This window comes from Methanocaldococcus indicus (assembly GCF_049554935.1).
GTDB classification, from domain to species: Archaea; AGJL01; Methanococci; order Methanococcales; family Methanocaldococcaceae; genus Methanocaldococcus; species Methanocaldococcus indicus.
The window spans coordinates 251,429-277,752 of record NZ_CP186926.1 but is presented as its reverse complement, the minus strand read 5'-3'; the positions used below and the strand labels follow the sequence as shown (position 1 = coordinate 277,752).

28 protein-coding genes, 2 tRNA genes and 1 pseudogene are annotated in these 26,324 nt (G+C 28.0%); 18 read left to right on the top strand and 13 right to left on the bottom strand.

Annotated elements, in window-relative coordinates; genetic code table 11:
* Positions 1–9: 9 nt before the first annotated feature.
* The 3 genes from ACPB8Q_RS01670 to ACPB8Q_RS01660 form a co-directional block, all read right to left on the bottom strand.
* A complete protein-coding gene (locus ACPB8Q_RS01670; RefSeq protein ID WP_423792937.1) occupies positions 10–312 on the bottom strand; it encodes a monovalent cation/H+ antiporter subunit E in 303 nt (100 codons plus the stop codon).
* A complete protein-coding gene (locus ACPB8Q_RS01665; RefSeq protein ID WP_423792936.1) occupies positions 309–1,109 on the bottom strand; it encodes an RIO1 family regulatory kinase/ATPase in 801 nt (266 codons plus the stop codon). Before ACPB8Q_RS01665 ends, ACPB8Q_RS01670 begins: the two co-directional genes overlap by 4 nt.
* Before the next feature lie 154 nt (positions 1,110–1,263).
* Positions 1,264–1,339, bottom strand: a tRNA-Gln gene (locus ACPB8Q_RS01660).
* A gap of 92 nt (positions 1,340–1,431) precedes the next feature.
* On the opposite strand from ACPB8Q_RS01660, the gene ACPB8Q_RS01655 reads away from it, so the two are divergent.
* A tRNA-Thr gene (locus tag ACPB8Q_RS01655) sits at positions 1,432–1,508 on the top strand.
* A gap of 11 nt (positions 1,509–1,519) precedes the next feature.
* Here the strand turns inward: ACPB8Q_RS01655 and ACPB8Q_RS01650 are convergent.
* From ACPB8Q_RS01650 to ACPB8Q_RS01635, 4 genes are all read right to left on the bottom strand, one after another.
* Positions 1,520–2,215 (bottom strand): HDIG domain-containing metalloprotein, encoded by a 696-nt coding sequence (locus tag ACPB8Q_RS01650; protein WP_423793389.1) that lies wholly within the window; start codon positions 2,213–2,215, stop codon positions 1,520–1,522.
* Between the two features lie 148 nt (positions 2,216–2,363).
* The gene (locus tag ACPB8Q_RS01645) at positions 2,364–4,064 is read right to left on the bottom strand and encodes a DUF505 family protein (RefSeq protein ID WP_423792935.1); all 1,701 of its coding nucleotides are present in this window, start codon (positions 4,062–4,064) and stop codon (positions 2,364–2,366) included.
* 78 nt (positions 4,065–4,142) lie between these two features.
* Positions 4,143–4,514, bottom strand: coding sequence for a DUF61 family protein (locus ACPB8Q_RS01640; protein ID WP_423792934.1), 372 nt, complete (start codon positions 4,512–4,514; stop codon positions 4,143–4,145).
* A 2-nt stretch (positions 4,515–4,516) separates the two neighbouring features.
* Positions 4,517–5,008 carry a MogA/MoaB family molybdenum cofactor biosynthesis protein gene (locus ACPB8Q_RS01635; protein ID WP_423792933.1) on the bottom strand — a complete coding sequence of 164 codons (492 nt, stop codon included), beginning with the start codon at positions 5,006–5,008 and terminating at the stop codon, positions 4,517–4,519.
* Between the two features lie 178 nt (positions 5,009–5,186).
* Between ACPB8Q_RS01635 and ACPB8Q_RS01630 the strand changes: the two genes are divergently transcribed.
* The 9 genes from ACPB8Q_RS01630 (at position 5,187) to ACPB8Q_RS01590 (ending at position 10,931) form a co-directional block, all read left to right on the top strand.
* A complete protein-coding gene (locus ACPB8Q_RS01630; protein ID WP_423792932.1) occupies positions 5,187–5,948 on the top strand; it encodes an MBL fold metallo-hydrolase in 762 nt (253 codons plus the stop codon).
* Positions 5,949–5,960: 12 nt separating this feature from the next.
* Positions 5,961–6,698: a methyl-accepting chemotaxis protein gene (locus tag ACPB8Q_RS01625; protein WP_423792930.1), complete on the top strand. Its 738-nt coding sequence runs from the start codon at positions 5,961–5,963 to the stop codon at positions 6,696–6,698.
* On the top strand, positions 6,661–7,173 hold the full coding sequence (locus ACPB8Q_RS01620) for a ribonuclease VapC (protein ID WP_423792929.1): 513 nt from the start codon (positions 6,661–6,663) through the stop codon (positions 7,171–7,173). Before ACPB8Q_RS01625 ends, ACPB8Q_RS01620 begins: the two co-directional genes overlap by 38 nt.
* Entirely contained in the window at positions 7,170–7,544 is a 375-nt protein-coding gene (locus ACPB8Q_RS01615) for a hypothetical protein (protein ID WP_423792928.1), read from the top strand. Before ACPB8Q_RS01620 ends, ACPB8Q_RS01615 begins: the two co-directional genes overlap by 4 nt.
* A complete protein-coding gene (argC, locus tag ACPB8Q_RS01610) occupies positions 7,545–8,552 on the top strand; it encodes an N-acetyl-gamma-glutamyl-phosphate reductase (RefSeq protein ID WP_423792927.1) in 1,008 nt (335 codons plus the stop codon).
* Between the two features lie 101 nt (positions 8,553–8,653).
* A complete protein-coding gene (locus ACPB8Q_RS01605) occupies positions 8,654–8,857 on the top strand; it encodes a histone family protein (protein ID WP_423792926.1) in 204 nt (67 codons plus the stop codon).
* A gap of 73 nt (positions 8,858–8,930) precedes the next feature.
* Positions 8,931–9,638: a 7-carboxy-7-deazaguanine synthase QueE gene (locus tag ACPB8Q_RS01600; RefSeq protein ID WP_423792925.1), complete on the top strand. Its 708-nt coding sequence runs from the start codon at positions 8,931–8,933 to the stop codon at positions 9,636–9,638.
* 1 nt (position 9,639) lies between these two features.
* The gene (tmk, locus tag ACPB8Q_RS01595) at positions 9,640–10,182 is read left to right on the top strand and encodes a dTMP kinase (RefSeq protein WP_423792924.1); all 543 of its coding nucleotides are present in this window, start codon (positions 9,640–9,642) and stop codon (positions 10,180–10,182) included.
* Positions 10,179–10,931 carry a Rossmann-like domain-containing protein gene (locus ACPB8Q_RS01590; protein WP_423792923.1) on the top strand — a complete coding sequence of 251 codons (753 nt, stop codon included), beginning with the start codon at positions 10,179–10,181 and terminating at the stop codon, positions 10,929–10,931. Before tmk ends, ACPB8Q_RS01590 begins: the two co-directional genes overlap by 4 nt.
* Here the strand turns inward: ACPB8Q_RS01590 and ACPB8Q_RS01585 are convergent.
* Entirely contained in the window at positions 10,926–12,161 is a 1,236-nt protein-coding gene (locus ACPB8Q_RS01585; RefSeq protein WP_423792922.1) for an ABC transporter substrate-binding protein, read from the bottom strand. The genes ACPB8Q_RS01590 and ACPB8Q_RS01585 overlap by 6 nt on opposite strands.
* Before the next feature lie 177 nt (positions 12,162–12,338).
* On the opposite strand from ACPB8Q_RS01585, the gene ppsA reads away from it, so the two are divergent.
* A complete protein-coding gene (gene ppsA, locus ACPB8Q_RS01580) occupies positions 12,339–14,633 on the top strand; it encodes a phosphoenolpyruvate synthase (RefSeq protein ID WP_423792920.1) in 2,295 nt (764 codons plus the stop codon).
* Between the two features lie 64 nt (positions 14,634–14,697).
* Here ppsA and glnA read toward each other — a convergent pair whose 3' ends face one another.
* Entirely contained in the window at positions 14,698–16,038 is a 1,341-nt protein-coding gene (gene glnA, locus ACPB8Q_RS01575) for a type I glutamate--ammonia ligase (protein ID WP_423792919.1), read from the bottom strand.
* 138 nt (positions 16,039–16,176) lie between these two features.
* Positions 16,177–16,764 (bottom strand): DJ-1/PfpI/YhbO family deglycase/protease, encoded by a 588-nt coding sequence (locus tag ACPB8Q_RS01570; RefSeq protein ID WP_423792918.1) that lies wholly within the window; start codon positions 16,762–16,764, stop codon positions 16,177–16,179.
* Positions 16,765–16,877: 113 nt separating this feature from the next.
* Here ACPB8Q_RS01570 and ACPB8Q_RS01565 point away from each other — a divergent pair, with 113 nt between their 5' ends.
* Genes ACPB8Q_RS01565 through albA form a run of 4 tightly spaced genes read left to right on the top strand, consistent with a single transcriptional unit; the run spans position 16,878 to position 20,240 of the window.
* A complete protein-coding gene (locus ACPB8Q_RS01565) occupies positions 16,878–17,492 on the top strand; it encodes a TIGR00153 family protein (protein WP_423792917.1) in 615 nt (204 codons plus the stop codon).
* Entirely contained in the window at positions 17,485–18,360 is an 876-nt protein-coding gene (locus tag ACPB8Q_RS01560; RefSeq protein ID WP_423792915.1) for an inorganic phosphate transporter, read from the top strand. Before ACPB8Q_RS01565 ends, ACPB8Q_RS01560 begins: the two co-directional genes overlap by 8 nt.
* Before the next feature lie 38 nt (positions 18,361–18,398).
* Positions 18,399–19,964 (top strand): 2-isopropylmalate synthase, encoded by a 1,566-nt coding sequence (locus ACPB8Q_RS01555; protein ID WP_423792914.1) that lies wholly within the window; start codon positions 18,399–18,401, stop codon positions 19,962–19,964.
* Between the two features lie 12 nt (positions 19,965–19,976).
* Positions 19,977–20,240 (top strand): DNA-binding protein Alba, encoded by a 264-nt coding sequence (gene albA / locus ACPB8Q_RS01550; RefSeq protein ID WP_423792913.1) that lies wholly within the window; start codon positions 19,977–19,979, stop codon positions 20,238–20,240.
* On the opposite strand, the gene ACPB8Q_RS01545 is transcribed toward albA, so the two are convergent.
* From ACPB8Q_RS01545 to ACPB8Q_RS01535, 3 genes and pseudogenes are all read right to left on the bottom strand, one after another.
* Positions 20,233–21,405: an MFS transporter gene (locus ACPB8Q_RS01545; RefSeq protein ID WP_423792912.1), complete on the bottom strand. Its 1,173-nt coding sequence runs from the start codon at positions 21,403–21,405 to the stop codon at positions 20,233–20,235. The genes albA and ACPB8Q_RS01545 overlap by 8 nt on opposite strands.
* A 34-nt stretch (positions 21,406–21,439) precedes the next feature.
* Positions 21,440–22,987, bottom strand: coding sequence for a DUF2202 domain-containing protein (locus ACPB8Q_RS01540; RefSeq protein ID WP_423792911.1), 1,548 nt, complete (start codon positions 22,985–22,987; stop codon positions 21,440–21,442).
* Positions 22,988–23,103: 116 nt separating this feature from the next.
* Positions 23,104–23,753, bottom strand: a pseudogene (locus tag ACPB8Q_RS01535) (CRISPR-associated endonuclease Cas6).
* Positions 23,754–24,057: 304 nt separating this feature from the next.
* Here ACPB8Q_RS01535 and ACPB8Q_RS01530 point away from each other — a divergent pair.
* The 3 genes from ACPB8Q_RS01530 to ACPB8Q_RS01520 all read left to right on the top strand — a co-directional run bounded on the left by ACPB8Q_RS01530 (position 24,058) and on the right by ACPB8Q_RS01520 (position 26,323).
* Positions 24,058–24,270, top strand: coding sequence for a hypothetical protein (locus ACPB8Q_RS01530; RefSeq protein WP_423792909.1), 213 nt, complete (start codon positions 24,058–24,060; stop codon positions 24,268–24,270).
* Positions 24,271–24,542: 272 nt separating this feature from the next.
* Positions 24,543–25,295, top strand: coding sequence for an isopentenyl phosphate kinase (locus ACPB8Q_RS01525; RefSeq protein ID WP_423792908.1), 753 nt, complete (start codon positions 24,543–24,545; stop codon positions 25,293–25,295).
* A complete protein-coding gene (locus ACPB8Q_RS01520; RefSeq protein ID WP_423793388.1) occupies positions 25,295–26,323 on the top strand; it encodes a mechanosensitive ion channel family protein in 1,029 nt (342 codons plus the stop codon). Before ACPB8Q_RS01525 ends, ACPB8Q_RS01520 begins: the two co-directional genes overlap by 1 nt.
* Position 26,324 lies beyond the last annotated feature (1 nt).

Below are 26,324 nucleotides of genomic sequence, written 5' to 3'. Positions count from 1 at the left end.
CATATGTTTTTAATCAAAAATCTTTTTAATATATGGTTCAAATGGCACTATATCCTCTCTTTTTCTTGGATATATAGAAGCTACTTTTAATATTTTATTTTTTTCATCTATATCAATAACCAATGTTCCTGGTGTGGCTGTTATACTCCAACCTAATAAAACTAATCCAGCTGGACTATCAATTATAGATTTTATTTCTACTATCTCAGGTTTTATGTCTCCATTAATGCTTATTCTAACTGTATCTATCCATGCCTCAGTTATTGCCTTTAAAAAAACTAATAAATAGCCAATAACTCCAAGAATTCTCATTCTATCCCTTTAACATATTTAAATATTTTATTTTCATCAATGTCTATTTTATACTTTTTAAAATATCTACATACATTGTGTATATCTCTCTTCAAATAAAAATCTGCCTCTGGATGATACTTTTCTATTGCCTGTGGCCAATCAATTATTACAAAATCCTCCCCATTGTATAAAATATTGAATTCACTTAAATCTCCATGAATGTATCCAATATCATAAGCCTTTTTAATCTCTTCAACAACATCATAAAACAGTTTTTTTATTTCATCTTTTGTTAAAAATTTTTCCAAATCAATTCTTTTTAATTCTTCTCCTTCTACTTTTCCTAAAATTATTGCATGTCTATTCCAAGCTATTGGTTCTGGGACTTTAACTAATGGAAACAACTCATTTAAGATATTATACTCTCTCTCTGCTGATAATCTTGAAACATACAGCCAGCTAATATGATGTTTATCTGCTAAATAGTCTCTATATCTCTTACTTCTTGTAAAACATGTCTTTCCATGCTTATGGAATTTTAATACAGCTTCTCTATCATCATTTAATAAAACAAGATATACATCTCCTTCTTTTCCAACTCCCAATTTATTTCCAATAGCTTTTAAAATTCCTTTCTTATAGAGAGCATTCAAAGCTAATGCATCATATCCCATCCCAGAAACTGCATATCCATAAGTACTCCTAACAACAAACTCAAATTTATTTAATCTTTTTAATCTATATAGAACATCCTTCTCAGGCATATTAGCTCTTCTAACTATAACATCCAAAGGAACCCATTCATGCCTTCTCATCTCTAACTCAATTATTTTTAAAATTTTAAAATCTTCATCTTTTGCTTCTTTTAAATTCTTTAAAAGTTTTGTAATAATATTCTCACCAATTTATTTAAATTAATTAATGAAGAAGTGTATAAAATTAAGCAAAAAATAATAATTTCTAAAAAATTGGCAGCCCGGCGCGGATTCGAACCGCGGTCCCGGGGTCCAAAGCCCCGGATGATAGGCCGCTACACCACCGGGCTACTTAAAAGCGATTTATTATTAAATGTTGAACTAATATATATACTTTACGCAGAAAAATATATATATGAGTTCTGAATTATTGTAATAATGCGCCTCGGTGGCTCAGCCTGGTAGAGCGCCTGCTTGGTAAGCAGGAGGTCGCGGGTTCAAACCCCGCCCGAGGCTCCATTTTTTAGTTTTTAATCTATTTTTTCTTCTATTAAATCTAAAAGCTTTTTTAAGAATTCTATAGTTTTCTCTCTACCTTCTCTACTTCTAACTTCATAAACTTTTAGAGGTGTTATTTTTTCATATATATCTTGTTCATCTACCCCTAAATCTCTACTTCTTGCAGAACAAACTCTTACAGCAACATCATTTATTTTAGAATCAGCTTCATCTGCATAATGGACTATTAATGCCTCTAATGAGTTTGGCTTTGTTGGTGAATGTTCTCCATGATGAGAAGCAACTATTTTAATTACTTCTAATGGAAAGTTTCTTTTATATAGTTCAGCAACAGCTAATGTGAGATGGTCTAAATTAAACAAATCAATGTGGTCAAAACCGTCCTCTGTTTTTATGTAATTGTAAGGTTTCATAATATCATGCAAAAGAGCTCCAGCTATTAAATAATCCTTATTTATTTTAACATTATAGACATCTTCAAAAACTTCTGCCATTTTTAGAGCTAATTTTGTCACAGATTCAGTGTGCTCTATCAATCCTCCTTTATATCTATGGTGCCAGTTTATACTTGCAGGAGATTCTTCTAAGCTTATACCAGTATCTTTTATCTCTGGATGTGTAGCTTTTGGATTTTTTATAAAATCTATAACTTTTTCTCTTAAATCTTTGTCTTCTATCTTTTCAGCTAATTTTATTAATCTTTCTATCATAATTTTCACATTTTAAAATTGACTTTTTATAGTTTAATGGGAAAATAATAATACCTACTTTAAAAATTTTATTCTATATCTAAAATTTAAAAAATAAAACTAAAAAAAAAAATAGTTAATTGTAGTTAAGTAGTTAAAGTATAATTTATTCATAAGCTTCAATTAATGTAATTGCTGCATCAGTTAAACCTCTTTTACCTAAAAATCCAGTATCTCTCAATATAACAATGTTTTTCTTAATTTCATCAATAGTTAGTGGTAACAACTTAGCTAATAAGATTATATCATTTTCTTTATGAGCTTTTCCTTCTAACATCTCCTTATATACTCTATCAAACTCTTTTCTGTTGTCATATATAGCCTTTAATATGTTGTATGTAGTTGGTGTAATAGCAAATTTAACTTTTAATAGTTCTTGAACTTTTGCTTTTTCTATTGCTTCTTTAACTTTTTCTCCTAATTCTGTTAATTTAACCATTTTATTTTGAAGTTCAACAACAAATCCCTTAGACTCAGCTTCTCCAATTGCTTTTATAATTTCTTTTTCTGCTCCACCAACATGGTCTTGAATTAATTTAACTAATTCATCTCTGTGAATATATTTTTTCTTTGGAGTTTTAACTAACAATGATATATCATACTTTGTTAAGTATGGTTTTCTTTTAATAGTTCTTGATAACTTCATATAGAATTTTCCTTTTTCTGTTATTCCTCTCTTAACTGTCCCTTCTTCTTTACCTTTCATAACCCATTCAGCTATTGGAACATCATTACCTTCTGGATATGTTACTGCTTTCATTCCATCAGTTGTTACATATCCAAAGTCCTTAGCTTTCTTTCCATAATCAGTGTACCAATAACAATCTTTCTCTTTTATAACCTCTCTTTTAATTAGTTCCTTAGCTTCTAAACTATGTAAGATTGCCCCTAAATCTTCTATTTGTGTTCTTTTTTCAATTTCTTTATATGTTGGGATTATTTCTGGATTTGTTTTATACTTCTCTTCTATTTCTTCAATTGCCTTTAAAACTTTAATTTCATCCTCTAATACATAAATAGGTAGTGCTTTCTCTAATGATTTTCCCATCTCTTTATATGTGTCAATCATTTGTTGTCCTAATTCAGTTATTCCATCCTTATAGAATCCACTTTCTTCTAATTCTTTTGATGATTTACCACTTTCTAACATCTCTAAATCTTCTTGTCTTAAAATTAATGTTCTGCTCAAATTAGGAACTAAATTAATTAATTTTAAAATTTCCTTAACTGCTGATGTTGTAGCAAATGCCTTTCCTCCTTCTGTCTTTGGAGAAATTAATAATAATCTCATAGCTTGTAAAGCATTTATTATGTTGTCTGCATTTGGTTTTGTTTCTTTATATACTATCAACTCATCATAAGTTCCAATCTTTGGCATATCTCTTATAAATGCAATTATTGCAGGATTTAAATATAAAACTGGATGTGTCTCTCTATATATTTCTAAAACTTCTTTTCCAATCTCACTTAAACCTTCATCATCAGCTAAAAATCTTTCTTTTAATAGTGTTAGCCAATCCTCTGGAACATTTCCAGTTTCTTCTAATAACTCTAAGATTTTTATAATTTCAGAATCAACAAATACATCAGGAATTTTCTCTAAATCTAATTTTTCAACTAATTTTAAAAGTCTTTCTCCAGCTTTTGTAAATTTTATTTTATCATCTTCTAACTCAACAAATCCTAAAATAAACAACTCTAAAGCTCTAACTTTAAACTCTTCTGGTAGAGAACTTTCAATAACTTTTTGCTCTTCTGTCTCTTTCATCTTCTTTATAATTTCTAAGTGTCTCTTCTTTAAAAACACTTTTTCACCTCATCTTAAAATTTTTTAATAAAATGTTTATGAAGTTCTATAAAAACCTTTCTATAAAAAATTTATATATTACCATTTAAAGATTAATTGAGTAGCAGTTGGAAGTTCTCTTCTAATAATTTTAAGTTCTGGTTTATATATATAGAGGATATCTGGCTCCTCAAAAGGATTAATTTCCTTATCTAAAATTTTAGCTATAACTTTAACCTCTTTTTTGCCTTTAACTACAATAAAATTCTCATGAACCTCTAAAACAATAGGTAATTTTAAATCTTTATCTCCAATCTCTTTTAATAAATCCAATTCTCTTCTTTTAATCCTATGTCTTTTACCATTTATAATAACATGAGGCCTCTCTTCCTTTAAGAGTTCATCTAAAGTTTTTCTTTTTACATTCACATTAAACTCTTTAAATATTCCTTTAATAACTTTCTCTAACATCTCTATTCCCTTACATGTCCTAATATATGTCCTATCTCTTTTTTAATTAATTTAGCTCCCAACTTACAAGCATTTACAGAGCCAGGAAGTGAAAATATAACTTTATCTTTATAAATTCCTGCAAAAGCTCTTGATAACATAGCTCTTGTCCCTACATCTTCAAAACTTAGCATGCAAAATAAAATTTTAAATCCTTCTATTTCCTTCTCAACAAGCCTTTTTAATGCTTCAACTGTTATATCTTTCTTAGCTAATCCAGTTCCTCCTGTTAAGATAATGCAATCTATATCTTCATATTCTTCAACTATAAACTTAATAGCTCCAATTATCATCTCCTCATTGTCAGGAACCAATAGATGTACTTTTGCATTAAACTCATCTTTTAAAAACTTCCCAGATTCATCAGTAAAGCTCTTATTTTCTATAAGATTTTTATACCTACTTGTACTAACTGTTATAATCCCATAATTAATATTTTTTAATACTCTATGCATAGCAATCATCCTTAAATAAACATAGTATTTTTATATTTGTATGGGTATAAAAAAAATAAAACAACAAATATTAAGATTTGAACTATATAAATTGACTTTTAAGATTTTAATTATTACAGATGATAATTGTTTAATTATTGCTATATAATTAAGTTTTTAGATGTATTGGGGTGATACTTTGAACTACTATATCAAGGAAGGATTGGATGCAAGGAAAGACCATGTGCTTTTTGAAGATGGAGATTATAAAGTAGTGTATTTAGGAACTTACATTGGAGAGGGAGATGTTGATGTTAATAGTTACTTAATTGTTAGTAGAAGAGAAGGATTTTTATTAGACCCTGGAGGATACAAAATATTTCCAAAAGTTATATCTAATATATCAAAATATATAAACCCTAAAAATATAAAATATATTTATATGTGTCACCAAGACCCAGATGTTGCTGGAAGTATTCCTTTATGGAGAGCATTGACAGATGCAAAGATAGTTACAAGTTGGTTGTGGATTAGATTTTTACCTCACTTTGGTTTTGAAGATGTTGATAGTGTTGCATATCCTCTACCAGATGAAGGAGATAGAATTAAGTTTGGTTCTACAACATTAGAGTTTATTCCAGCCCATTATTTACATAGTCCAGGACATTACTCTATTTATGATAGAAAAAGTAAGTTTCTATTTACAGGAGATATTGGAATAGCTATATTAGATGAGCCAAAGTTGGTAGTTGAGGATATAGATAAGCATATTGAAGCTATGAAACCACTACATCAAAAGTTAATGGCAAGTAATCATGCACTAAGATGGTGGCTAAGTAATGTTAGACAGTATGATATAGAGGCTATATTACCACAACATGGTTCTATAATTCCAAAAAAATATATAAACAGATTCTTTAGCTTTTTAGAAAATCTAAAATGTGGGGTTGATTTATTGTAAGGGGGATGATTTATGAAAGAAGTTGAAAAAACATGTGAAATATTATCTGATGCAGTAAGATTAGAAGCAGGAAGTAAAGAGACTTCAAAAATTATTGACTCATTAGCTAAGGAAATCTCTGGAAAATTTTTAGAAAATAACTACATTATTTTAAATAATATAGAAAAACTTTCTGAAATTGTTGATGAATTAGAGAAGTTTAGAAATGACTTTTTACCATTTTTTGAAAAATTAGAAATATTTTCTAAAGAATTCAATAAATTAGTGGAGAATCTAAAATATATTTCTGAAATAAGTGAAGAAATCAGTAAGGTAGCTAAACATACTAATTTAGTAGCTTTAAATGCATCTATTGAGGCTGAGAGAGCTAAAGAATATGGAAGAGGTTTTGCTGTTGTAGCTGATGAAATTAGAAGAATGGCAAACCAAACAATGCAATTAACAAAAAGAATAAGAAAGTTTAATGAAGAAATAATGGAAGATTTAAATAAACTAAGGGAGGCTATTGAGGTTATTGACAAGATTAAGGCTGGAACTTCTTTGTTAGGAGAGGATATAAACAAAATAATTGAGATAAGTAAATTATTAGATAATATAGCTAAAGAACAAGAGGGAATTGTTCATGATATAAAGGGATTATCTGGATTAGCTATGACATTAGAAGAATTACATAAACTACAAGTAAAATTTAATAAAGATTTAGGTGACTTGCTTGTTTATCTCATCTCACAGAGAAGAAAAGAAGAATAAAAAGTATGTTTTAGATGCCTCTGCAATAATACATGGATATAATCCAAATTATTATGATTATGAATATTATATTACTCCTGAAACTTTGGAAGAGATAGAAGAGAACAAAGTTATTATAAATCAAGCTATACAGTTAGGAAAAGTTAAAATAATCCAACCAAAAGAAGAGTATATTAAAAAAGTTAAAGAAGTTATGAAAGAGACAGGAGATAATCTCTCTTATCAAGATATTTTATGTGTTGCTCTTTCTCTACAACTAAATGCAACTATTTTAACTGATGATTTTGGAATTCAAAATGTTGCTAAAAAACTAAATTTAGATTGTGAAGGAATTTTTTATAAAACTAATAAATCATTTGTTTGGAAAAAGGTTTGTAAAGGTTGTAAGAAGATTTATCCTATTGATTATGAAGGAGAATGTGAAATTTGTGGCTCAAAAATAGTGAGAAAAGCCATTAAAGTGAAAAGAGAATGATTAAGTTGTATGGAAAAAAAGAAGATATTCTAAAAAAAATTGAAGAAATAGGACATGTTGATGAAATATACATAAATAGAGAAATAGATAGAGATATTGCAATAGCTCTTTTAGAGTATGTTGAACCAAAGAAGATATATTTACCAGAATCAAAATATAAAAGAACTTCAAAAAAGATATTAAAGGCTTTGGAAGGTGTAGGGATAGAGATTATAAAAATAAAACCTAAAACAGGAAGACCTACAAATATAGATAAAATAATTAAGAAGTATATTCATCTAAAACCAAAAGAGATAGCTGAAAAAACTGGGTTAAATTTAAAAACTGTTGAGTACCACTACTATAAACTAAGAAAAAATTTAGGTGAGTAGATGATTACTGTTGGAATTGTAGGAGCTACTGGATATACAGGAAGTGAATTGTTAAGATTTTTAGCAAAACATCCAGAGGTAGAGGTTAAATATATAACATCAAGAAAAGAGAAAGGAAAACATCTTTTTAAAGTTTATCCATTTTTAAAAGGTGTTAAAAAATATGAAAACTTATACTTCACAGAAGATGTTGGGGATGTTGATTTAGTTTTTACAGCTACTCCTCATGGAACATCTATGGAAATAGTTCCAAAGTATATAGAGAGAGGAATAAAGGTTATTGATTTAAGTGGAGATTATAGATTTGAGAATTTAGATTTATATGAAAAATATTATAAAATTAAGCATAAAGGCTTGCCAGATGTAAATATTGCATATGGATTACCAGAAATTTTTAGAGAAGATATTAAAAAAGCTGATTTAGTTGCAAATCCAGGATGTTTCCCAACTGGAGCAATATTAGCCTTAGCTCCAGCAGTAAAAAATGATATAATTGAAGAAAGGATTATTATTGACTCAAAAACAGGAGTTAGTGGGGCTGGAATAAATCCAAGTGAAACTACACACTTTCCAAATGTAAATGAAAATGTAAATCCATACAAAATAGTTAATCATAGACATCAGCCAGAAATAGAAGAGAAGTTAAATAAATTAGGAAAAGCTAAAATTTATTTTACTCCACACTTAGTTCCAATAACAAGAGGTATTTTAACAACAGCTCATACATTTTTAAGAGATAGTATATCAAAAGATGAAATAATTAATATATATGAAAAATTCTATAAAGATGAATTTTTTGTTAGGTTAGTTGATACTCCAAAATTAAGTTATGTGAGAGGTAGTAACTTTTGTGATATGGGTATAGAGGTTGGAGGAGATAGGTTAGTTGTTATATCAGCAATAGATAACCTTGTTAAAGGAGCAAGTGGGCAAGCAATACAAAATATGAATATCTTATTTGGATATGATGAAAAATTAGGGTTGATGGATATATCTCTCCATCCATAATTTTAACAAAGATATTGAGCACAATTAGAACCAAAAAACCGAAAAGTATTTATAATAAATCTTTAATTAAAAAGATAATAGAAAGGTTTTGAGGTGATAAGATGGCAGAGCTTCCAGTTGCACCATTTGAAAGAATCTTAAAAAAGGCAGGAGCAGAGAGAGTTAGTAGAGCAGCAGCAGAATATTTAGCAGAAGCAATTGAAGAAATAGCATTAGAAATAGCAAAAGAAGCTGTAGAGTTAGCTAAACATGCTAAGAGAAAAACTGTTAAAGTTGAAGATATAAAATTGGCTTTAAAAAAATAATTATTTTTTATATTATTATTAATTATTAATTTTTTTGTTGTTATTATTATAAAACTTTTTTAAAAATGAAAATATGATTAAAGAAATTTTTAGCTCTATAATGGGAGAAGGGAAATATATAGGTAGGAGATTTATTTTTGTTAGATTTGATAAGTGCCCTTTAAAATGTATTTATTGTGATGAAGATAAAAAACCATATAGAGGAGCAGAAGTAAAACCTGGAACAGAAGTTTTTAAAAAAATTAATTATAATTTAAATGATATTTTTAGTTCTATTGAAAAATTAAAAACTCCTGACTTATTTGCTGTCTCTTTTACTGGTGGTGAGCCACTATACTACTATAAGTTTTGTAAAGAATTAAATAAAATGTTAAAAGAGAATGGGTATAGAACTTTTTTAGAGAGTAATGGAATATATCCTGAAAGAGTTTTTTATGTTGATATTGCTTCAATAGATATTAAGCTTAAAGAACATTTTAATAATATAGTTAATTATTCAAGTATATATAAAAATGAACTAAAAACTATTGAAAAATTCTACAACTTAGAAACAGATGTATATGCAAAAGTTGTTATTATGGAAAATACAAAGATAGAGGATATTAAAAATATAGCTAAGGATTTATCAAATATAGGAGATATATTATTATGTATCCAACCAGTTAGTGGTTATAATATCCCAAAAGAAAAACTATTTAAAATTATGGAAGCTTGTGGAGAACATTTAGGAGATAATGTAATGTTTTCTATCCAAATACACAAAATTTTGGGGGTTTTGTAAAGTGTTTATAGTTTTTGAAGGAATTGATGGTAGTGGAAAAACAACAATATCAAAGATGTTGGCTAATCATTTAGGTTATTTTTGGACAGCAGAGCCAACAGATGGAGAGATTGGAAAATTTATTAGAGAGATATTAACAAAGAATAAAAATATAGATAGTAAAGCAATAACTCTACTATTTACTGCTGATAGATATGAACATCAGAAAATTATTAAAGAAAATATAAAAAAAGGAGTTATTTGTGATAGATACTTTTTTTCTACTTTGGCATATCAATCTGTTTTAGGAGTTGAAGATGAATTTATTAAGTATATAAATAAAGATATAATAATGCCAGATGTTGTATTTCTGTTAGTTGTTGATGTTGATGAAGCTATAAAAAGATTAAAAACTTCTGACTTATTTGAAAAAAAATCTTTTTTAGAGAAAGTTCAAAAGAAGTATTTAGAATTAGCTAAGGAATATAATTTTATTGTTATTGATACATCAAATAAAAGTATAGATAATGTTTTTAATGAGATTTTAAAGAGGTTGGAACTATGACCATATTTTCCAATATTATTAAAAAAACTAAAAAATTAATAAAAAATTCAGACTTCCAAATAGTTGATTTTTCTTTTTCTTATCCATATAGTTATGTATTAATTGAGGATGATGAAGGAAACAAATCCTTAGGAGTAGCAATGATGCTATTAGAGGAGATACATCCAAAAATGAGATTTGAAATAAAAAAAGATATTGATGATTTTTTAGTTGAGAGTTATGATATTGTAGATAGAACTTTAACATTAGCTTTTATAAATGCAGTCTCACAATACTATATAAAGTTAGATGAAGAAGATTTTAAAAGAACTCTGTTAGATGTTGTAGATAACAATAAAAAAGTTGCTTTAATTGGAAATATGACACCTATTGTTAAATACTTAAAAAACAATTATAATAACTTAGAAATATATATCTTTGAAAGAAATCCAAAGAATATAAATGAAAATGTATATTCTGACAGTTATGAATATTCCTTACTTCCCAATATGGATGTTGTTTTTATCTCTGGAACATCATTGTTGAACAATACAATAGATATGATTTTAGATAGAGCAAAAAATTCAATAAATGTGTTAGTTGGAGCAACAGCTCAATTGTATCCAGAATTTTTAAAAGAGTACAATGTTGATTATATAGCATCAACAAAGATATATGACATAGAAAAAGTTCTTAAATTTTTAAAATCTGGTAGTTCTTTTGGATATTATAGTGCAAAATTATCAAAAAAGTATATGGTTAAATTATAACCATTCTATTTTATTAGTTTCAGAGTTCCAGATACCAACTAACTTCCAACCATCTTTTGTAACAGCAAATATTCCATAATTACCAGAAGCTCTATCATTCCATATATTTAATTTTATATATCCTGTTACTGGTTTAACACCAAACTCTCCTTTTGAGTACTTTTCAGTATTCTCTTTTATTAATTTTGCTAATAAATCAGCGTCATATTTTCCTTTTGTCTCATTTAACATCTCTGCATATGACAATGATAATACCCATGCTGCATCATAAACATTTAGAGCATATTGGTCTGGTTCTCTACCAAATTTCTTTTTAAATTCTTCTTTTAAAATCTTTGCATCATCACTTTCAGAGTAGAACATTGTTGAATACAATTTAACTTTTGCTGCTTTATCTTTAACTTCATTTATAACTTTTTCACTCTTAGCAGTTCCATCACAACCTATCCATATACAATTTAATAAAGGTGAGTTATCATTTAACTGTGAAAGTAGAGTAGCTACTTCTTCATATCCAATAAATAAAACAGCTGCATCTTTTTTTCCTTTTATATCATTTGTAGCTGTTTGTATTATAGGACTCCAGTCTCCAATATCTGGAGGATATCTTATTTCATCAACTACATTAATTCCATATTCTTTTAATTTTTTAACTGTTGCTTCTTTTAATCCATCTCCCCAAGCATCTCCTCTGTATATTATAACAGCATTTTTAACTCCTAAACTTTTTGCAATATCTGCAATACCATTACCTTGGAAGTTATCATTTGGAACAAATCTAAATATATATTTTTTCTGTTCAGGAGTTTCAAATCCTAATATTTGTGGAGCTGCTGTAGATGATGGAGATATTATAACTAATTTATTTGAATTTACATAATCTTTTATATTTTTAACTTCTCCACTTGCCATTGGTCCTAAAAAAGCATTTATTCCCATAGCATGGAGAGCTTGAACTTTATCTAAACAAACTTTTGGGTCTGCTTTTGTATCTTCAACATATATTTTTACAGTGTAAGGAATGTTATGGTCTTTAAAGTAGTTGTTTATTTTCTCTTGAGCTAATTGGCAGATATCTTTTTCATTTTGTCCATAAGATGATAAACCCCCTGATAAATCAACTAATAATCCAATTTTTATCTCATTATTTTCATTACTTTGTTGAGTACATCCTGCTAAAAAACTTCCTATTAAGATTGGAACTAACAAAAGTATTAGCCACTTTCTCATTCTTCTCACCATATTAAATTTTTGGACAAAATCTTAACTATAATTTAAATTTTTATAAAAATTTTATTGTTTGATTTGTTTAATATCAGACATCCTGTATGGTAGTTTTAAGTAACAAAATTTTTTATATAGTATTAGAATAGAGTTAATATTATAATCATTATTTGGTGGATATCTATGAAATTTGTTGTTTGGTTGGATGAAATAACTAATAAGGATGTTCATATAGCAGGAGGTAAAGGAGCATCATTAGGAGAAATGTGGAATGCTGGCTTACCAGTTCCAGATGCTTTTATTGTTACTGCTGATGCATACAGATACTTTATAACTGAGACAGGTATAAAAGAGAAGATTAAGGAGTTATTAAAAAATTTAGATATTAGAGACACAAAAGCCTTAGAAGAGACATCTAAAAAGATTAGAGAATTAATGGAAAGTGTAGAAATGCCTTATGATTTAAAACTTGCAATAGTAGAATCTTACAATAAATTATGTGAAAAATTTGGGGAAGAGGTTCCAGTAGCTGTAAGAAGTTCTGCAACAGCAGAAGATTTGCCAGATGCAAGTTTTGCAGGACAACAAGATACTTATTTAAATGTAAAAGGAGCAGATAATGTTGTTAAATATGTCCAGAAATGTTTTTCTTCATTATTTACTCCAAGAGCTATTTTTTATAGAGAAGAGAAAGGTTTTGACCATTTTGATGTAGCTATTGCTGTTGTTGTTCAAAAACTTGTTAATGCTGATAAAGCTGGAGTTATGTTCACAGTTAATCCAATAAATCAGAATTATGATGAGTTAGTTATTGAAGCTGCATGGGGATTAGGAGAAGGTGTAGTTAGTGGAACAGTATCTCCTGATACATACATTGTAGATAAAAAAACTTTGGAAATTAAAGATAAGCATATAGCAAGAAAGGAAAAGATGTTTATAAAAGATGAAAAAGGAGAAACTAAGTTAGTAGATGTCCCAGAAGATTTAAAAGAGAAACAAGTTTTAACAGATGAACAAATAAAAGAGGTTGCAAAAGTAGGAATTAAAATAGAAGAGCATTACAAAAGACCAATGGATGTAGAATGGGCTTATGAAAAAGATAAGTTATATATGCTTCAAGCAAGACCCATAACTACATTGAAAAAAGGTAAAAAAGAAGAAAAAAGTGAAGAAGTAGATGAAGGAAAAATTATACTAAAAGGTATTGGAGCTTCTCCAGGAATCGCCTCTGGAAAGGTTAAAATTGTTATGGATATTAAGGATATTGATAAAGTTGAAGATGGAGATGTTTTAGTAGCACCTATGACTACTCCTGATATGGTTCCAGCAATGAAAAAAGCATCTGCTATTGTAACAGATGAGGGTGGACTTACCTGTCACGCAGCAATAGTTTCAAGAGAGTTAGGAATTCCTTGTGTTGTTGGAACTAAGAAAGCTACAAAAGTTTTAAGAGAAGGACAGATAGTTACAGTAGATGGAGAAAAAGGTTTAGTCTATGAAGGAATTATAAAGAAAAAAGAAGAAGAGAAAAAAGTTGAGGAAGTTAAAGAAGTAATATTAGCTCCTCCAATTATTACAGCTACTGAGGTTAAAGTTAATGTTTCTATGCCAGAAGTGGCTGAAAGAGCTGCTAAGACAGGAGCTGATGGAGTAGGATTATTGAGAGCTGAACATATGATTTTAGGGCTGGGTAAGCATCCTAAAAAAATATTAGAAGAGGAAGGAAAAGAAGCACTAATAAATGCATTAATGGAAGGAATTAGAAAAGTAGCTGATGCATTCTATCCAAGACCTGTAACTTATAGGACATTAGATGCTCCAACTGATGAATTTAGAGGATTAGAAGGAGGGGAAAGAGAACCAATAGAACATAATCCAATGTTAGGTTGGAGAGGAATTAGAAGAGGGTTAGATGAGGTAGAGATATTAAAATGTGAATTGGAAGCAATAAAAAGATTAAGAGAAGAGGGATACAAAAATATAGAAATAATGATACCTCTTGTAACTCATCCTGATGAAGTAAAAAGAGTTAAAGAAATAGCAAGAGAAGTGGGCTTAGAATTAAGAAAAGATGTTCCTTTTGGAATAATGGTAGAAACTCCTGCAGCTGCTTTAATAATTGAAGACTTTATAAAAGAAGGAATAGACTTTGTTAGTTTAGGGACTAATGATTTGACACAATACACTATTGCTATAGACAGAAACAATGAATTAGTTTCAAAATATTATAAAGAAGACCATCCTGCTGTTTTAAAATTAGTAGAAAATGTTATTAAAACATGTAAAAAACATAATGTCAAAGTATCAATATGTGGCCAGGCAGGAAGTAGGCCTCATATAGTAGAGAAATTAGTAGAGTGGGGAATTGATGCAGTTTCAGCAAATATAGATGCAGTAGATACAATAAGAAGAGTAGTAGCAAGAACAGAGCAAAAAGTTATATTGAACTTTATTAGAAGAAAATCCTTAGAAGAATAACTATTTATTATTTTTTATTTTTAAAATTTTTAATTGATAAAAAAATAAAAAAGAATTTTTTAATTTAGTAGATTAAGTATTTGTTCCACTCCCAATCAGTAACTGATGTTCTAAATTCATCCCATTCAGCTCTTTTAATTTCTATCCAGTTTTCATATATGTGTTTTCCTAATGCTTTTTGTAATACTTCATCACATTCTAATTTATCTAATGCTTCTTTTAAGTTTGCAGGAACTGATTCTATTCCTAACTCTTTTTTCTCAGCTTCACTCATTTTGAAGATGTTTCTTTCTACTGGTTCTGGTGGTGTTAATTTTCTTTTAATTCCATCCAAACCAGCTGCTAACATACATGCAAATGCTAAATATGGGTTACATGATGGATCTGGAGCTCTGAATTCAATTCTTGTAGCTTTTCCTCTTGCAGCTGGAACTCTAATAATAGCACTTCTGTTTTTGTTTGCCCAAGCAATATTTACAGGAGCTTCATATCCTGGAACTAATCTCTTGTATGAATTAACTAATGGGTTTGTTATAGCAACTAATGCCTTAGCATGTTCTAAAATTCCAGCTATGTAGCTTAAACATATTTCACTTAATCCTCCATAAGGTCCATTTTCATCATAGAATGATGGTTTTCCATTGAACCAAACACTTTGGTGGCAGTGCATTCCATTACCATTCATTCCAAAGAATGGTTTTGGCATAAATGTAGCTTTTAATCCATGTTTCTTAGCTATATTTTTAATTGTCATTTTGAATGTTACAACACTGTCAGCTGTTTTTAAAGCATTGTCAAATTTGAAATCAACTTCATGTTGTCCTGGAGCTACTTCGTGGTGAGAAGCTTCTACATGGAATCCTAAGTTTTCTAATGCTAAAACAATATCTCTTCTGATATCTGGAGCATCATCTAATGGCTCAACATCAAAGTATCCTCCATCATCTGCAGGAATCCAATTTCCACATTCATCTTGCTTTAATAAAAAGAACTCTGGTTCAGGACCAACAAAGAACTCTCCGTTCATTTCTTCTTTTAATTCATCTAGAAGAGCTTTTAATCTACTTCTTGGGTCTCCTTCAAATGGTGTCTTTTCATCTTTATAGACATAACATATAACTCTTGCAACACTCTTCTCTTCAGGTCTCCATGGTAAAACAGATAGTGTTGATAAATCTGGCTTTAATAACATATCTGATTCTTCAATTCCAACAAAACCAGTTATAGAAGAACCATCAAACCAAACTCCTGTCTCAAATATTTCTCTTAATTCTTCTTCTCCTTTTTCTCCAGTTTTAACTGGATATGCTACATTTTTTGGGAATCCTAAGATATCTACAAATTGGAATCTTATAAATTTAACATTGTTCTCTTTTACATATTTTATTGCTTCTTCTATGTTCATCTATTTCACCCTGGTTCCAAAATTTTTCTGGAAATAAGTTTCCTAATACCAATATAAATATTTTACGGAAAAAATTAGCAATTTAATATGTATGTTATTCTAAGTTATATATGGTATAATAAAATTATATCTTATTTTCTATTGCTGCTCAATAGTTTTTAATACTTCTAATCCAAATAGTCTGGCATACTCAGGAGATTTGGCAGTAACTATTTTACCATCTCTTACAACTCCTTTATCTACATATATTGCTCCATATTTTTTTAGCTCTTCAATTGCTTCTTTATCTGGAAAAACTGTAGCTTTCTTTCCTTTTAATATTCCAGCTTCTGCCAATACCACAGGTGATAAACATATAGCTGCAACTGTTTTATTTTCTTCATAAAATTCTCTGACTAATTCTAAGAGTTTTTTATTATTCCATAAATATTCTTTTGAGCCTATTCCTCCTGGAATAACAAGAGCTACATAATCATTAGGATTTACTTCATCAATTGTTAAATTAACATATATTTTATGTCCAAGCATTCCAACACATTCTCCCTTTCTTGTTGAAGCAACATCAACCTTATAACCATGATTTTCAAATATATTCATTGGTTCAAATAATTCCTCATCTCTAAAATCTTTTGGAGCTATAACCATTAAAATTTTTCCTTTCATTTGCTTCTCCTCCTTTATCTTTTCATTTGTATTTATGCACATACTTAAAGATGTTAATATCATGATTGATAAAGTAACAATAACCAATTTTTTTATACTATCACCTCAAAACTCAAAATTAATATATTATTATTTTTAATATAGAGATTTATATAAAAATTTTAGGATGATTCTATATGCTATTTATTTTTAAAAAGGATAAAGAGTCAGAAATTCTAAATAAATTTATTGAACTGGTTGATTATGGTATTGAAGGAATAGAATTAATAAAAACATTACTTATAAATAAAGATAAAAAATTAGTTAATAAAATAATTGAATTAGAAGAGAAAGGAGACACAATAACAAGATATATAAGAATAAATTTATCCTCAGCTTTCTTACCAAACATTAGAAGAGAGTTATCAAAAGCCACAGAGTTGTTAGATGAGACATTAGATAATATTAAGCATTCAGCTTTAATTTATAATCTTTTTGATAATATTTATTTCTTAGATGAAGTTTTAGAGATATTAAATATAACAAAAGAGATGTATGTTGAACTAAAACACCTTATTTGTGTATTTGAACATGGTGGAGATTTTGATTATCATTTAAAAAAGATAAAAAAATATGAGAAGGATATTGATTTAATTTATTACAACAACATTTATAGAAAGTTAATTAATATTGATGTGGCTAATTTTTGGGAAGGAAAGCTTTTAAGTGATTTTTTAGAGTTTATAGTTAAGATAAGTGATTATATTGAAGATATTGCTGATGAACTTCAAATAATTTATTTGAATGTGTGATAATATAGAGCTATTGTTTGCATATATTTTAGTATTTTTATTAGGAATTAACAATTCAGCCAATGCTATTGGATTAGCATATTCTGCAAAAATAGATTATAGAATTCTTATATTAACATTTACAGTATTTGTATTTTTAGGAGCACTATTTTCCTTTAAAGTTAGCTCAACTGTTCATTATCTCTCATACAAACCATTTTTAGCCCTAATTATAACAGCTATCTTATTTGTTATTTCTAACTATTTTAGAGTCCCAGTTTCTTTACATACTTTAATTATATCTTCATTAGTAGGTTTGTCTTTAAAAAACTTTGATTTATTTTTTAAAATAGTTTTAAGCTGGATTATATCTCCTTTATTAGCTATGTTTTTAGCTTATATCCTATATAATTTATATAATAAAATAAAAATTCCAATATTGAAAAAAATTAGAATAATTAAAATTCTTCTTATACTATCCTCTGGCATTGTTGCATTTAATTTAGGTAGTAATGACTTACCAACAATCTTAGGAGTATTTACAACATCTTTAAAGTATCATTTAATTGGAGCTGTATTTCTATCATTAGGAGCATTATTTGGAAAGAATATATCTAAGGAATTAGGTAAGATAATAAATTTGGATATTATATCAGCATTTATTGCTCAATTTTCTGGTGGTTTGGCTATTCTACTTTTTACATATTTTGGAATTCCTGTATCTACAACTTATGGTATTGTTGGAGCAACTGTTGGAGTTGGATTAACAAGAGGAATAAAAACTATAAAATTTAGTGTATTAAAAAAATTCCTAATTTGGTGGATAACAGCCCCAATATTGGCCTTTATTTTAGGAGCAATAATTAGGGTTATATATAGTGTTATATAATCATTAATTTATGTTGGAATCTAAGGGAGGAGATAACTATGATAAATTATAGAGAGGAGAATACCTATATTAAAGAAGCTCTAAAAAATCTAAATCTTCCAGAGAGAGTGTATATATTTGATACAACATTAAGAGATGGAGAACAAACACCTGGAGTATCTCTAACACCTGAGGAAAAGGTTGAGATTGCTATTAACTTAGATAAGTTAGGTGTGGATGTTATTGAAGCTGGTTTTCCTGTTTCATCAGCAGGAGAAAAAGAGGCTATAAAAAAGATATGTTCCCTAAATTTAGATGCTGAAATTTGTGGATTGGCAAGAGCTGTAAAGAAAGATATAGATGTTGCTATTGATTGTGGAGTTGATAGAATTCACACATTTATAGCAACTTCTCCACTACATAGAAAATATAAATTAAAAAAATCTAAGGAAGAGATTATTGATATAGCTGTTGAAGCAATTGATTATATTAAAGAACATGGTTTAAAAGTGGAGTTCTCTGCAGAAGATGCTACAAGAACAGAATTAGATTATTTAATAGAAGTATATAAAAAAGCAGAGGAAGCTAAGGCAGATATTATAAATGTCCCAGATACTGTTGGAGTTATGATTCCAAGGGCTATGTTTTATTTAATAGATAAACTAAAAAAAGAAATTAATATTCCAATATCTATCCATTGTCATAATGATTTTGGTTTAGCTGTTGCAAACTCATTAGCAGCTATTGAAGCAGGGGCTGAACAAGTTCATTGCACAATTAATGGTTTAGGAGAAAGAGGAGGAAATGCTGCATTAGAAGAGGTTGTTATGTCATTATTTGCTTTATACAATATAAAAACTAATATTAAAACAGAACTTCTCTATAATATATCCCAATTAGTTGCTAAATACACAGAGATAAAACCACAACCAAATAAAGCAGTTGTTGGAGAGAATGCATTTGCTCATGAGAGTGGAATACATGCACATGGTGTTTTAGCCCATGCATTAACTTATGAACCTATTCCACCCGAATTAGTAGGACAGAAAAGAAAAATAATCTTAGGAAAACATACAGGAACTCATGCAATTGAAGCTAAGCTAAAAGAATTAGGTATAACTAATTTAACTAAGGAGCAGTTTGAGGAGATAGTTAAGAGAATCAAAAAATTAGGAGATAAAGGTAAGAGAGTTACTGATAGAGATATTGAGGCAATAGTTGAGGATGTTGTTGGTAGAGTTGCTAAAAAGGATAGAGTTGTAGATTTAGAGCAAATAGCAGTAATGACTGGAAATAAAGTAATCCCTACTGCATCAGTATCTTTAAAAGTTGATGATGAAGTTGTTAAAGAGTCATCTATTGGTGTGGGTCCAGTAGATGCAGCAGTAAAAGCTATACAAAAAGCATTAGGAGAAAAGATAAAGATTAAGGAGTATCATATAGATGCTATAACAGGAGGAACTGATGCATTAGCTGAGGTAGTTGTTACATTGGAAGGTTATGGAGAAGAGGTAACATCAAAATCAGCAAGAGAAGATATAGTTAGAGCATCTGTTGAGGCAGTTATTGATGGGATTAATAAAATATTGTCTAAAAAATCTAAAAAGAAAATTATAGAAAAATAAAGGTGGAAATTTTTGGAAGGAATTGTATATATTGGCAAAAAGCCAGTTAAAAACTATGTGGTTGCTGTTCTTGCTCAACTAACTAACAACAATAAAGTTACTATAAAAGCAAGAGGTAAAGCAATAGCAAAAGCTGTTGATGTTGCTGAAATAGTAAGAAATAGAGTCCTTAGAAATATTAAAATAGAAAATATAGAAATTGGAACAGATAAAGTAAAAGATAAGGATGGAAGAGATATAAATATATCCTATATATCAATAACTCTATCTAAATAGTCCTTAAAATTACTGTTGAAAAAATAAAAAATACTATTCCTACCAGCAAATACATTGTTTTAATTCCAAATAAATCAGCTATAAATCCTAAGATAATTGCTCCTACTAACATTCCAATATTTAAACTTGTTGTAAATAATCCCATTGCAGAACCTTTTTTTTCTATATCTATTTTTTCCATAGCAATACTATTAACAGCAGGAGAAAATATTGCTCCTCCAATAGAGAAAAATGTTAAGTCTAACAATAAATCTGTAAAATTCTTAGAGATTGTTAATAAAATTAGTCCAAGAGTAATTAATACAATTCCATAATATGCAACTTTCTTTCCATATTTATCATAAAAACCTCCAAATTTTCTCTGTGTCATTCCAGATAAGATGTTTGTGTAGGATATTAAAAATCCTATACTTGCTAATGATAACTTTAAAGAATAAGCATATAAGGAGAGATATACCATAATTCCAGACATTGCAGAAATATATAATAAATTTAAAATATATGCTAATGAAAATCTTCTATTTTTAAAAAAATCTGTTGGAATAACTTTATTTGATTTCAGTTTTTTGTTATACAATATTAATTTATTGGTAAATCTTACTTTACCATCTACAACTTCAATATTTTTTAACTTAAATAGACATAATAAAAAAGCTATGAATGTAATAGCACCACAAAAATAGAAGGGTAATGTTATATTTATTTGAGCTAAAAATCCTCCAAACAATGGACCTAATGCAAATCCCAATGCCAAAGAACTACCAAAAATACCCATATATTCTCCATGTTTATCTTTTGGAGCTATTGTAGAGATATATGCTCCTGCAACAGGAGTTATAAATGAAGAAAAAGCACCATTTAACATTCTAACAACAATTAACTCATATACAGTATGGACAAATGCATAAGCAGTTGTAAAAACACTACAAAAAAAAGTCCCTATAACAATAAATATCTTTTTTCCATAGATGTCTGATAAATAACCTATTGGAATTTGTGCTAATGTTCTTGCTAATGCAAAACTACCAAAAATTAAACCAATCTCTAAATTACTTGCTCCTAATATTTTTGAATATATTGATAAAATAGGAGCTATAATACCAATACCCAACATAGTAATAAATGTAGTGAGCCAGAGAACAAGGATATTTTTATCTTTAAACATAGAGTTTAAGAAAGTAAAAAGAGATATAAAAAGTTTATTGCATAGCTTTACTAAAACCTCTCTGGCCACCTATTCCTACATTTCCACTTGCAGGACCTCTTTCAATTTCAGAATTTACAATTTCATTAAACTCTTCTTGGCTTATATATTGAGGTGTATAATTACCTCCATATTGAACTAATAATTTATAGAAAGCTCTCATGTGATTTCTTGAGCCTTTCATTAGGTTTTCATATACAGTTTTTATATCCGCATTATCTGTCTTGTTTATCCATTGTTGAAGGTCATAAATATCTAAATCTTCAATAGTACATCCAACTTTTAAAGCATCAACAACTGATTTATTACCTTCACTTACTAATTTGTAGTATAGTTCTTGTAGTTCAGAGTTGTTAAATTTACCTACTCCTTCATCTTTTGGATAACTTATATTATACTTTATTAATATGCTTTCAACTGCTGCCATATGTGTTTTTTCAGCATTTGCAATATTTTCAAATATTGGCAGTTTCCATTTGTTGTATAATGTTAAATAAACATCTCTTGCTAATTTTTCCTCTTCATACATATGTAAAAGTCCTTCTTTTTCCTCTTCATTTATAGTTTGGTAAGGCATTGTATTTATATCATTTCTTAAACCTCTTACATCAATTGTCCCATTTGAATTTACAAACATTTTTCCTCTTGCAACTGTATGATTCATAATATGATGTGGTCCTCCTCTATTTGTATTGTTCATCATTCTACCTGGCATAGGATGAAGATGTAATCTAACTTTAACCATAGATTGCTCTTCTAACTGAACCATAATTTTATAAGCTTCTTCTAATTTATTTTGTTCAATTAATTGTTTAACTTCATTAATTTTTTGTTCTAAGTCACTAACATCTATACCTCTTCTTTTTAACATTATCATTTTTCTCTCTAATACTCTTAATCTATTTTGAAGCATAATCTTTATTCTATTTTGATTTATTTCTTTTACTTGAACTTGTATTCTAAATCTTTCTTGTAATCTTTTAGCTAATTTTGTGTAGTTGCAGAATGGACAGACAGGATTATCTACAACTACAACTTTTGTTATATTTAACTCAGTTGGATTTACTGATAAGTTGATACCATTTGTTAATACAACTAAACTACCATTTTTTATAAAGGAAACTGATTCATTTAAAGCAACTTCATCAAAGCCATGACATACACAAGCAGTATTGTTAAATCTTTCTCTTATTTGATTTTTGAATTGCTCTAAAACCAAGCCATTAGTTTGATATCTATCTTGTCCTCCAACTCTTATAACCTCAATGTTGTTGTTTTCTAATTCAGTTGTATAGTTATTGACAACAGCTAATGGACCTCCTACAACAATAACTTTATCAGGACTTAAATTTAAAATTTCAGATACAACACTTTCATTATATATTCCCCACTCAGTTGTTATGACAGTTGCATTTAAAGCTTCTGCTAATTGTAAGGCTGTTGCATAATCTGCTGAATTATCACTTACTAATATAACTGTATTGGCCCCTACACTTACTGTAAAGAAAGCCAACAACATAGCTATTAATAACTTCTTTATCATATGTATCACCAATATGTAGTATTTTTACTACACATTAAGATTATAATAATTTGTAGTATATAAATATTACTGACATGAAAAAATTTGTATATTTTAAAAAGCAGTATTATATACAATTAAACTTTTATAACACTTCCAAAACCTTTGGATACTTTTCTTCCAATTCCTAAATAGTTAGGAATGTTAAAATTAATTAAAAACTCTCCTTTAAAACCAATAAATTCAACTCCTTTATATTTAACTATAAAATCTTTAAATTCTAAAATCTCTACTTCTATCTTTTTATCAACTGTATAATCTAAATACTTCTCATTGACAAAACATTTCCAATTAAAATCCTCTCTAATAATTTTTTTCTTCCTTCTTTATCTAAATTTTTAAATTTTAAATAATTTTTTTCATTCAAAGCAATCCATGGTGAGATAAATTTATATTTAATCATGTCATCTGCAACTCCAAACTCTTCTAATTTTACTCTTACATATCCATTAACAACTTTATAAATTTCTCCTTTTAAATCTAGCTCTTTTATATCTAAAATAATGTCTCCTAAAACATTTATTCCCTCTTTTATACCAATTAAAACAGCATCTCCACCAATAATTTTATACTGTATTTTTGGATATATATAGACAAAACCTTCTCCACTATGGTTATGTAGTTCAACATAATCCTTTTTTCCAAACTTGTTTAAGATATATCCTCTTAATAATGGTGTTTGTGACTTTTTTAGTGGTTTATTTGTTTTTAAACGGCATATTAGCATAGGAATTTGCATGTTTTCCCTTTTTATATTATTTTAAAATTTGTTATAGTAGATATAAATGCTTAAATACTTACTTATATATTCTAATTTACCAGTATTACTAAATTTTTTCCCTCCTATAATTTTTCGACAACCTAGAACAAGAAAGGTTTATTTAGAGGATGAGTATAATATTATCTTAAAATCTAATAAATGTGGTATTTATGTTTAAAAAAATAAAATTTACATAAGAAAAGAATTACATGATAAATATGGTGGAAATAGAAGAAGTGGTATAAGTAAATTTAAAAAATATAATATAATAATGCTATTTTATGGAACTGCAGGAAAAAAATATGGTTATGAAGATAAATGGAAAGATGGAATTTTTTATTATTGTGGTGAGGGACAAATTGGTAATATGGTGTTTAAAAGAGGAAATAAGGCAATTAAAAATCACTTGAAAGAAGGTTATGAACTTCATTTATTTGAAAATATGGTAAATGGAAAAGTAAAGTATATTGGCCGTTTTGTATGATGTATTGGTTATGAATTCAAAGAAAAATACGATATGGAAGGAAACCTAAGAAATATAATAGTTTTTAAACTTAAACCTTATGAAAAATGATATTTTATAAATGTAAAATGGAAATATTTGATATAAGTAGATGTTATTGAAAAAACATAAAAAATAATGAGTGAAGCAAGATTCAAAAATGCTACGTAAAAATATTGTTTGCTAAAATTTAATTGTGGTATCTAATTAATTTGATATTAATATTTAGAATTTAATTATTAAAGGAGGATAAAATGACAATTTTAAAGCTTGGAGGGAGTATTTTAACAGATAAGAAAGTTCCATTTTCTATAAAATGGGATAATTTGGAAAGAATTGGATTAGAGATAAAAGAAAGTTTAAACAATTTAGATAATCTAATTATAATTCATGGTGGTGGCTCTTTTGGTCATCCTGTTGCAAAAAAATATTTAAAAGATAATAAATTTATAAATATGAATGAAGGTTTTTGGGAGATTCAAAGGGCTATGAGAAGATTTAACAATATTATTATTGACATCTTGCAAAGTTATGACATTCCAGCAGTTTCAATACAACCATCTTCATTTGCTTATTATAAAGAAAATAAGATATTCTTTGATACTTATACAATAAGATTGATGCTAAAAAAAGGATTAATTCCAGTTGTTCATGGAGATATTATTGTTTCTGAAGATAACTATAAAATAATTTCTGGGGATGATATAGCTCCAATATTAGCAAAAGATTTTAAGTTTAAAATATTATATGCTACTGATGTAGATGGAATATATGTTAATGGAGAGGTTATTGATGAGATTAATTCATCCAATTATAATGAAATATTAAATCATCTTAAAGGTAGTGAAGGAATTGATATAACTGGTGGAATGGCATATAAAATAAAAACACTCTACAACTACAAAGTTGATGCACAAGTATTTAATGGAAATAAAAAAAGATATATTTATAAAGCTCTTAGTGGAAAAAATGTTGGAACAAGGATATTGTTTGGGGATATAGCATGATGGATATTGACATATATAAAATAATAGTATCTATTATAATTGTTGTTTTGGGTATATTAGGAAGTTTATTAATAAACAAAATTATAAAAAACTATATTAGAAAGCTATTTAAAAAAACAAAAACTAAATTAGATGACATAATTTTAGATTCTATTGATAATGTTATTGTTGTTGGGATTGTTGCTTTTTCCATATATCTTTCTTTAGTTTATCTGAATATTTACACTGATTTAGTAACAAATGGATTTAAAGCTTTTGTAATTCTTTTAGCAGGATATGCAATATATAGATTAGCAGATAAGATTTTTGACTACTATATAATTCCATATACTGAAAAGACAGATATTCAGTTAGATGACCACATAGTTAAACCTTTAAAAAAACTAACTAAAATTTTAATTATAATATTTTCTATTTTAACAGCTTTAAGCTCTATTGGTTATGATATAACTGCTCTTTTAGCCGGATTGGGGATAGGAGGTTTAGCTGTTGCATTAGCTATGCAAGATGTTATAAAAAACTTCATTGCAGGAGTTTTAATTTTAATAGATAAACCATTTTTAATAGGACATTGGATTAAAGTTGGAGATTTTGAGGGAATAGTTGAAGAAATTGGTATGAGAACAACAAAAATTAGGACTTTTGATAAATCCTTAGTTATTATGCCAAATTATAAAATCTTAGATAGTGAAATTGAGAACTTTGATGTAAGGGATAGAAGAAGAGTGTTAATGACTATTGGTTTAGTATATTCAACACCACCAGAAAAAATTAGGAAAGCTAAGGAAATAATTTTAAAAATTATTGAAGAGCATGAAGCTACTTTACCACCATATAGAGTGCATTTTGTTAAATATGGAGATTGGTCTTTAAATTTGAGAGTTGAATACTTCATTAGGAATATTGGTTTTGATTACTATCTAAATGCATTAGAAGATATAAACCTAAAAATAAAAGAAGAATTTGAGAAAGAAAATATAGAAATGGCATTTCCAACATATTCCATCTATTTAGAGAAAGATAATTAAG

Excerpts from the sequence above, each read along its gene's own strand:
- ACPB8Q_RS01670 (WP_423792937.1), bottom strand. The coding sequence starts at position 312 with ATGAGAATTCTTGGAGTTATTGGCTATTTATTAGTTTTTTTAAAGGCA.
- ACPB8Q_RS01665 (WP_423792936.1), bottom strand. The coding sequence starts at position 1,109 with ATGAGAAGGCATGAATGGGTTCCTTTGGATGTTATAGTTAGAAGAGCT.
- ACPB8Q_RS01640 (WP_423792934.1), bottom strand. The coding sequence starts at position 4,514 with ATGTTAGAGAAAGTTATTAAAGGAATATTTAAAGAGTTTAATGTGAAT.
- ACPB8Q_RS01635 (WP_423792933.1), bottom strand. The coding sequence starts at position 5,008 with ATGCATAGAGTATTAAAAAATATTAATTATGGGATTATAACAGTTAGT.
- ACPB8Q_RS01625 (WP_423792930.1), top strand. The coding sequence starts at position 5,961 with ATGAAAGAAGTTGAAAAAACATGTGAAATATTATCTGATGCAGTAAGA.
- ACPB8Q_RS01615 (WP_423792928.1), top strand. The coding sequence starts at position 7,170 with ATGATTAAGTTGTATGGAAAAAAAGAAGATATTCTAAAAAAAATTGAA.
- argC (WP_423792927.1), top strand. The coding sequence starts at position 7,545 with ATGATTACTGTTGGAATTGTAGGAGCTACTGGATATACAGGAAGTGAA.
- ACPB8Q_RS01605 (WP_423792926.1), top strand. The coding sequence starts at position 8,654 with ATGGCAGAGCTTCCAGTTGCACCATTTGAAAGAATCTTAAAAAAGGCA.
- ACPB8Q_RS01600 (WP_423792925.1), top strand. The coding sequence starts at position 8,931 with ATGATTAAAGAAATTTTTAGCTCTATAATGGGAGAAGGGAAATATATA.
- ACPB8Q_RS01590 (WP_423792923.1), top strand. The coding sequence starts at position 10,179 with ATGACCATATTTTCCAATATTATTAAAAAAACTAAAAAATTAATAAAA.
- ACPB8Q_RS01585 (WP_423792922.1), bottom strand. The coding sequence starts at position 12,161 with ATGAGAAAGTGGCTAATACTTTTGTTAGTTCCAATCTTAATAGGAAGT.
- ppsA (WP_423792920.1), top strand. The coding sequence starts at position 12,339 with ATGAAATTTGTTGTTTGGTTGGATGAAATAACTAATAAGGATGTTCAT.
- glnA (WP_423792919.1), bottom strand. The coding sequence starts at position 16,038 with ATGAACATAGAAGAAGCAATAAAATATGTAAAAGAGAACAATGTTAAA.
- ACPB8Q_RS01570 (WP_423792918.1), bottom strand. The coding sequence starts at position 16,764 with ATGATATTAACATCTTTAAGTATGTGCATAAATACAAATGAAAAGATA.
- ACPB8Q_RS01565 (WP_423792917.1), top strand. The coding sequence starts at position 16,878 with ATGCTATTTATTTTTAAAAAGGATAAAGAGTCAGAAATTCTAAATAAA.
- ACPB8Q_RS01560 (WP_423792915.1), top strand. The coding sequence starts at position 17,485 with ATGTGTGATAATATAGAGCTATTGTTTGCATATATTTTAGTATTTTTA.
- ACPB8Q_RS01555 (WP_423792914.1), top strand. The coding sequence starts at position 18,399 with ATGATAAATTATAGAGAGGAGAATACCTATATTAAAGAAGCTCTAAAA.
- ACPB8Q_RS01545 (WP_423792912.1), bottom strand. The coding sequence starts at position 21,405 with ATGTTTAAAGATAAAAATATCCTTGTTCTCTGGCTCACTACATTTATT.
- ACPB8Q_RS01540 (WP_423792911.1), bottom strand. The coding sequence starts at position 22,987 with ATGATAAAGAAGTTATTAATAGCTATGTTGTTGGCTTTCTTTACAGTA.
- ACPB8Q_RS01530 (WP_423792909.1), top strand. The coding sequence starts at position 24,058 with ATGCTATTTTATGGAACTGCAGGAAAAAAATATGGTTATGAAGATAAA.
- ACPB8Q_RS01525 (WP_423792908.1), top strand. The coding sequence starts at position 24,543 with ATGACAATTTTAAAGCTTGGAGGGAGTATTTTAACAGATAAGAAAGTT.
- ACPB8Q_RS01520 (WP_423793388.1), top strand. The coding sequence starts at position 25,295 with ATGGATATTGACATATATAAAATAATAGTATCTATTATAATTGTTGTT.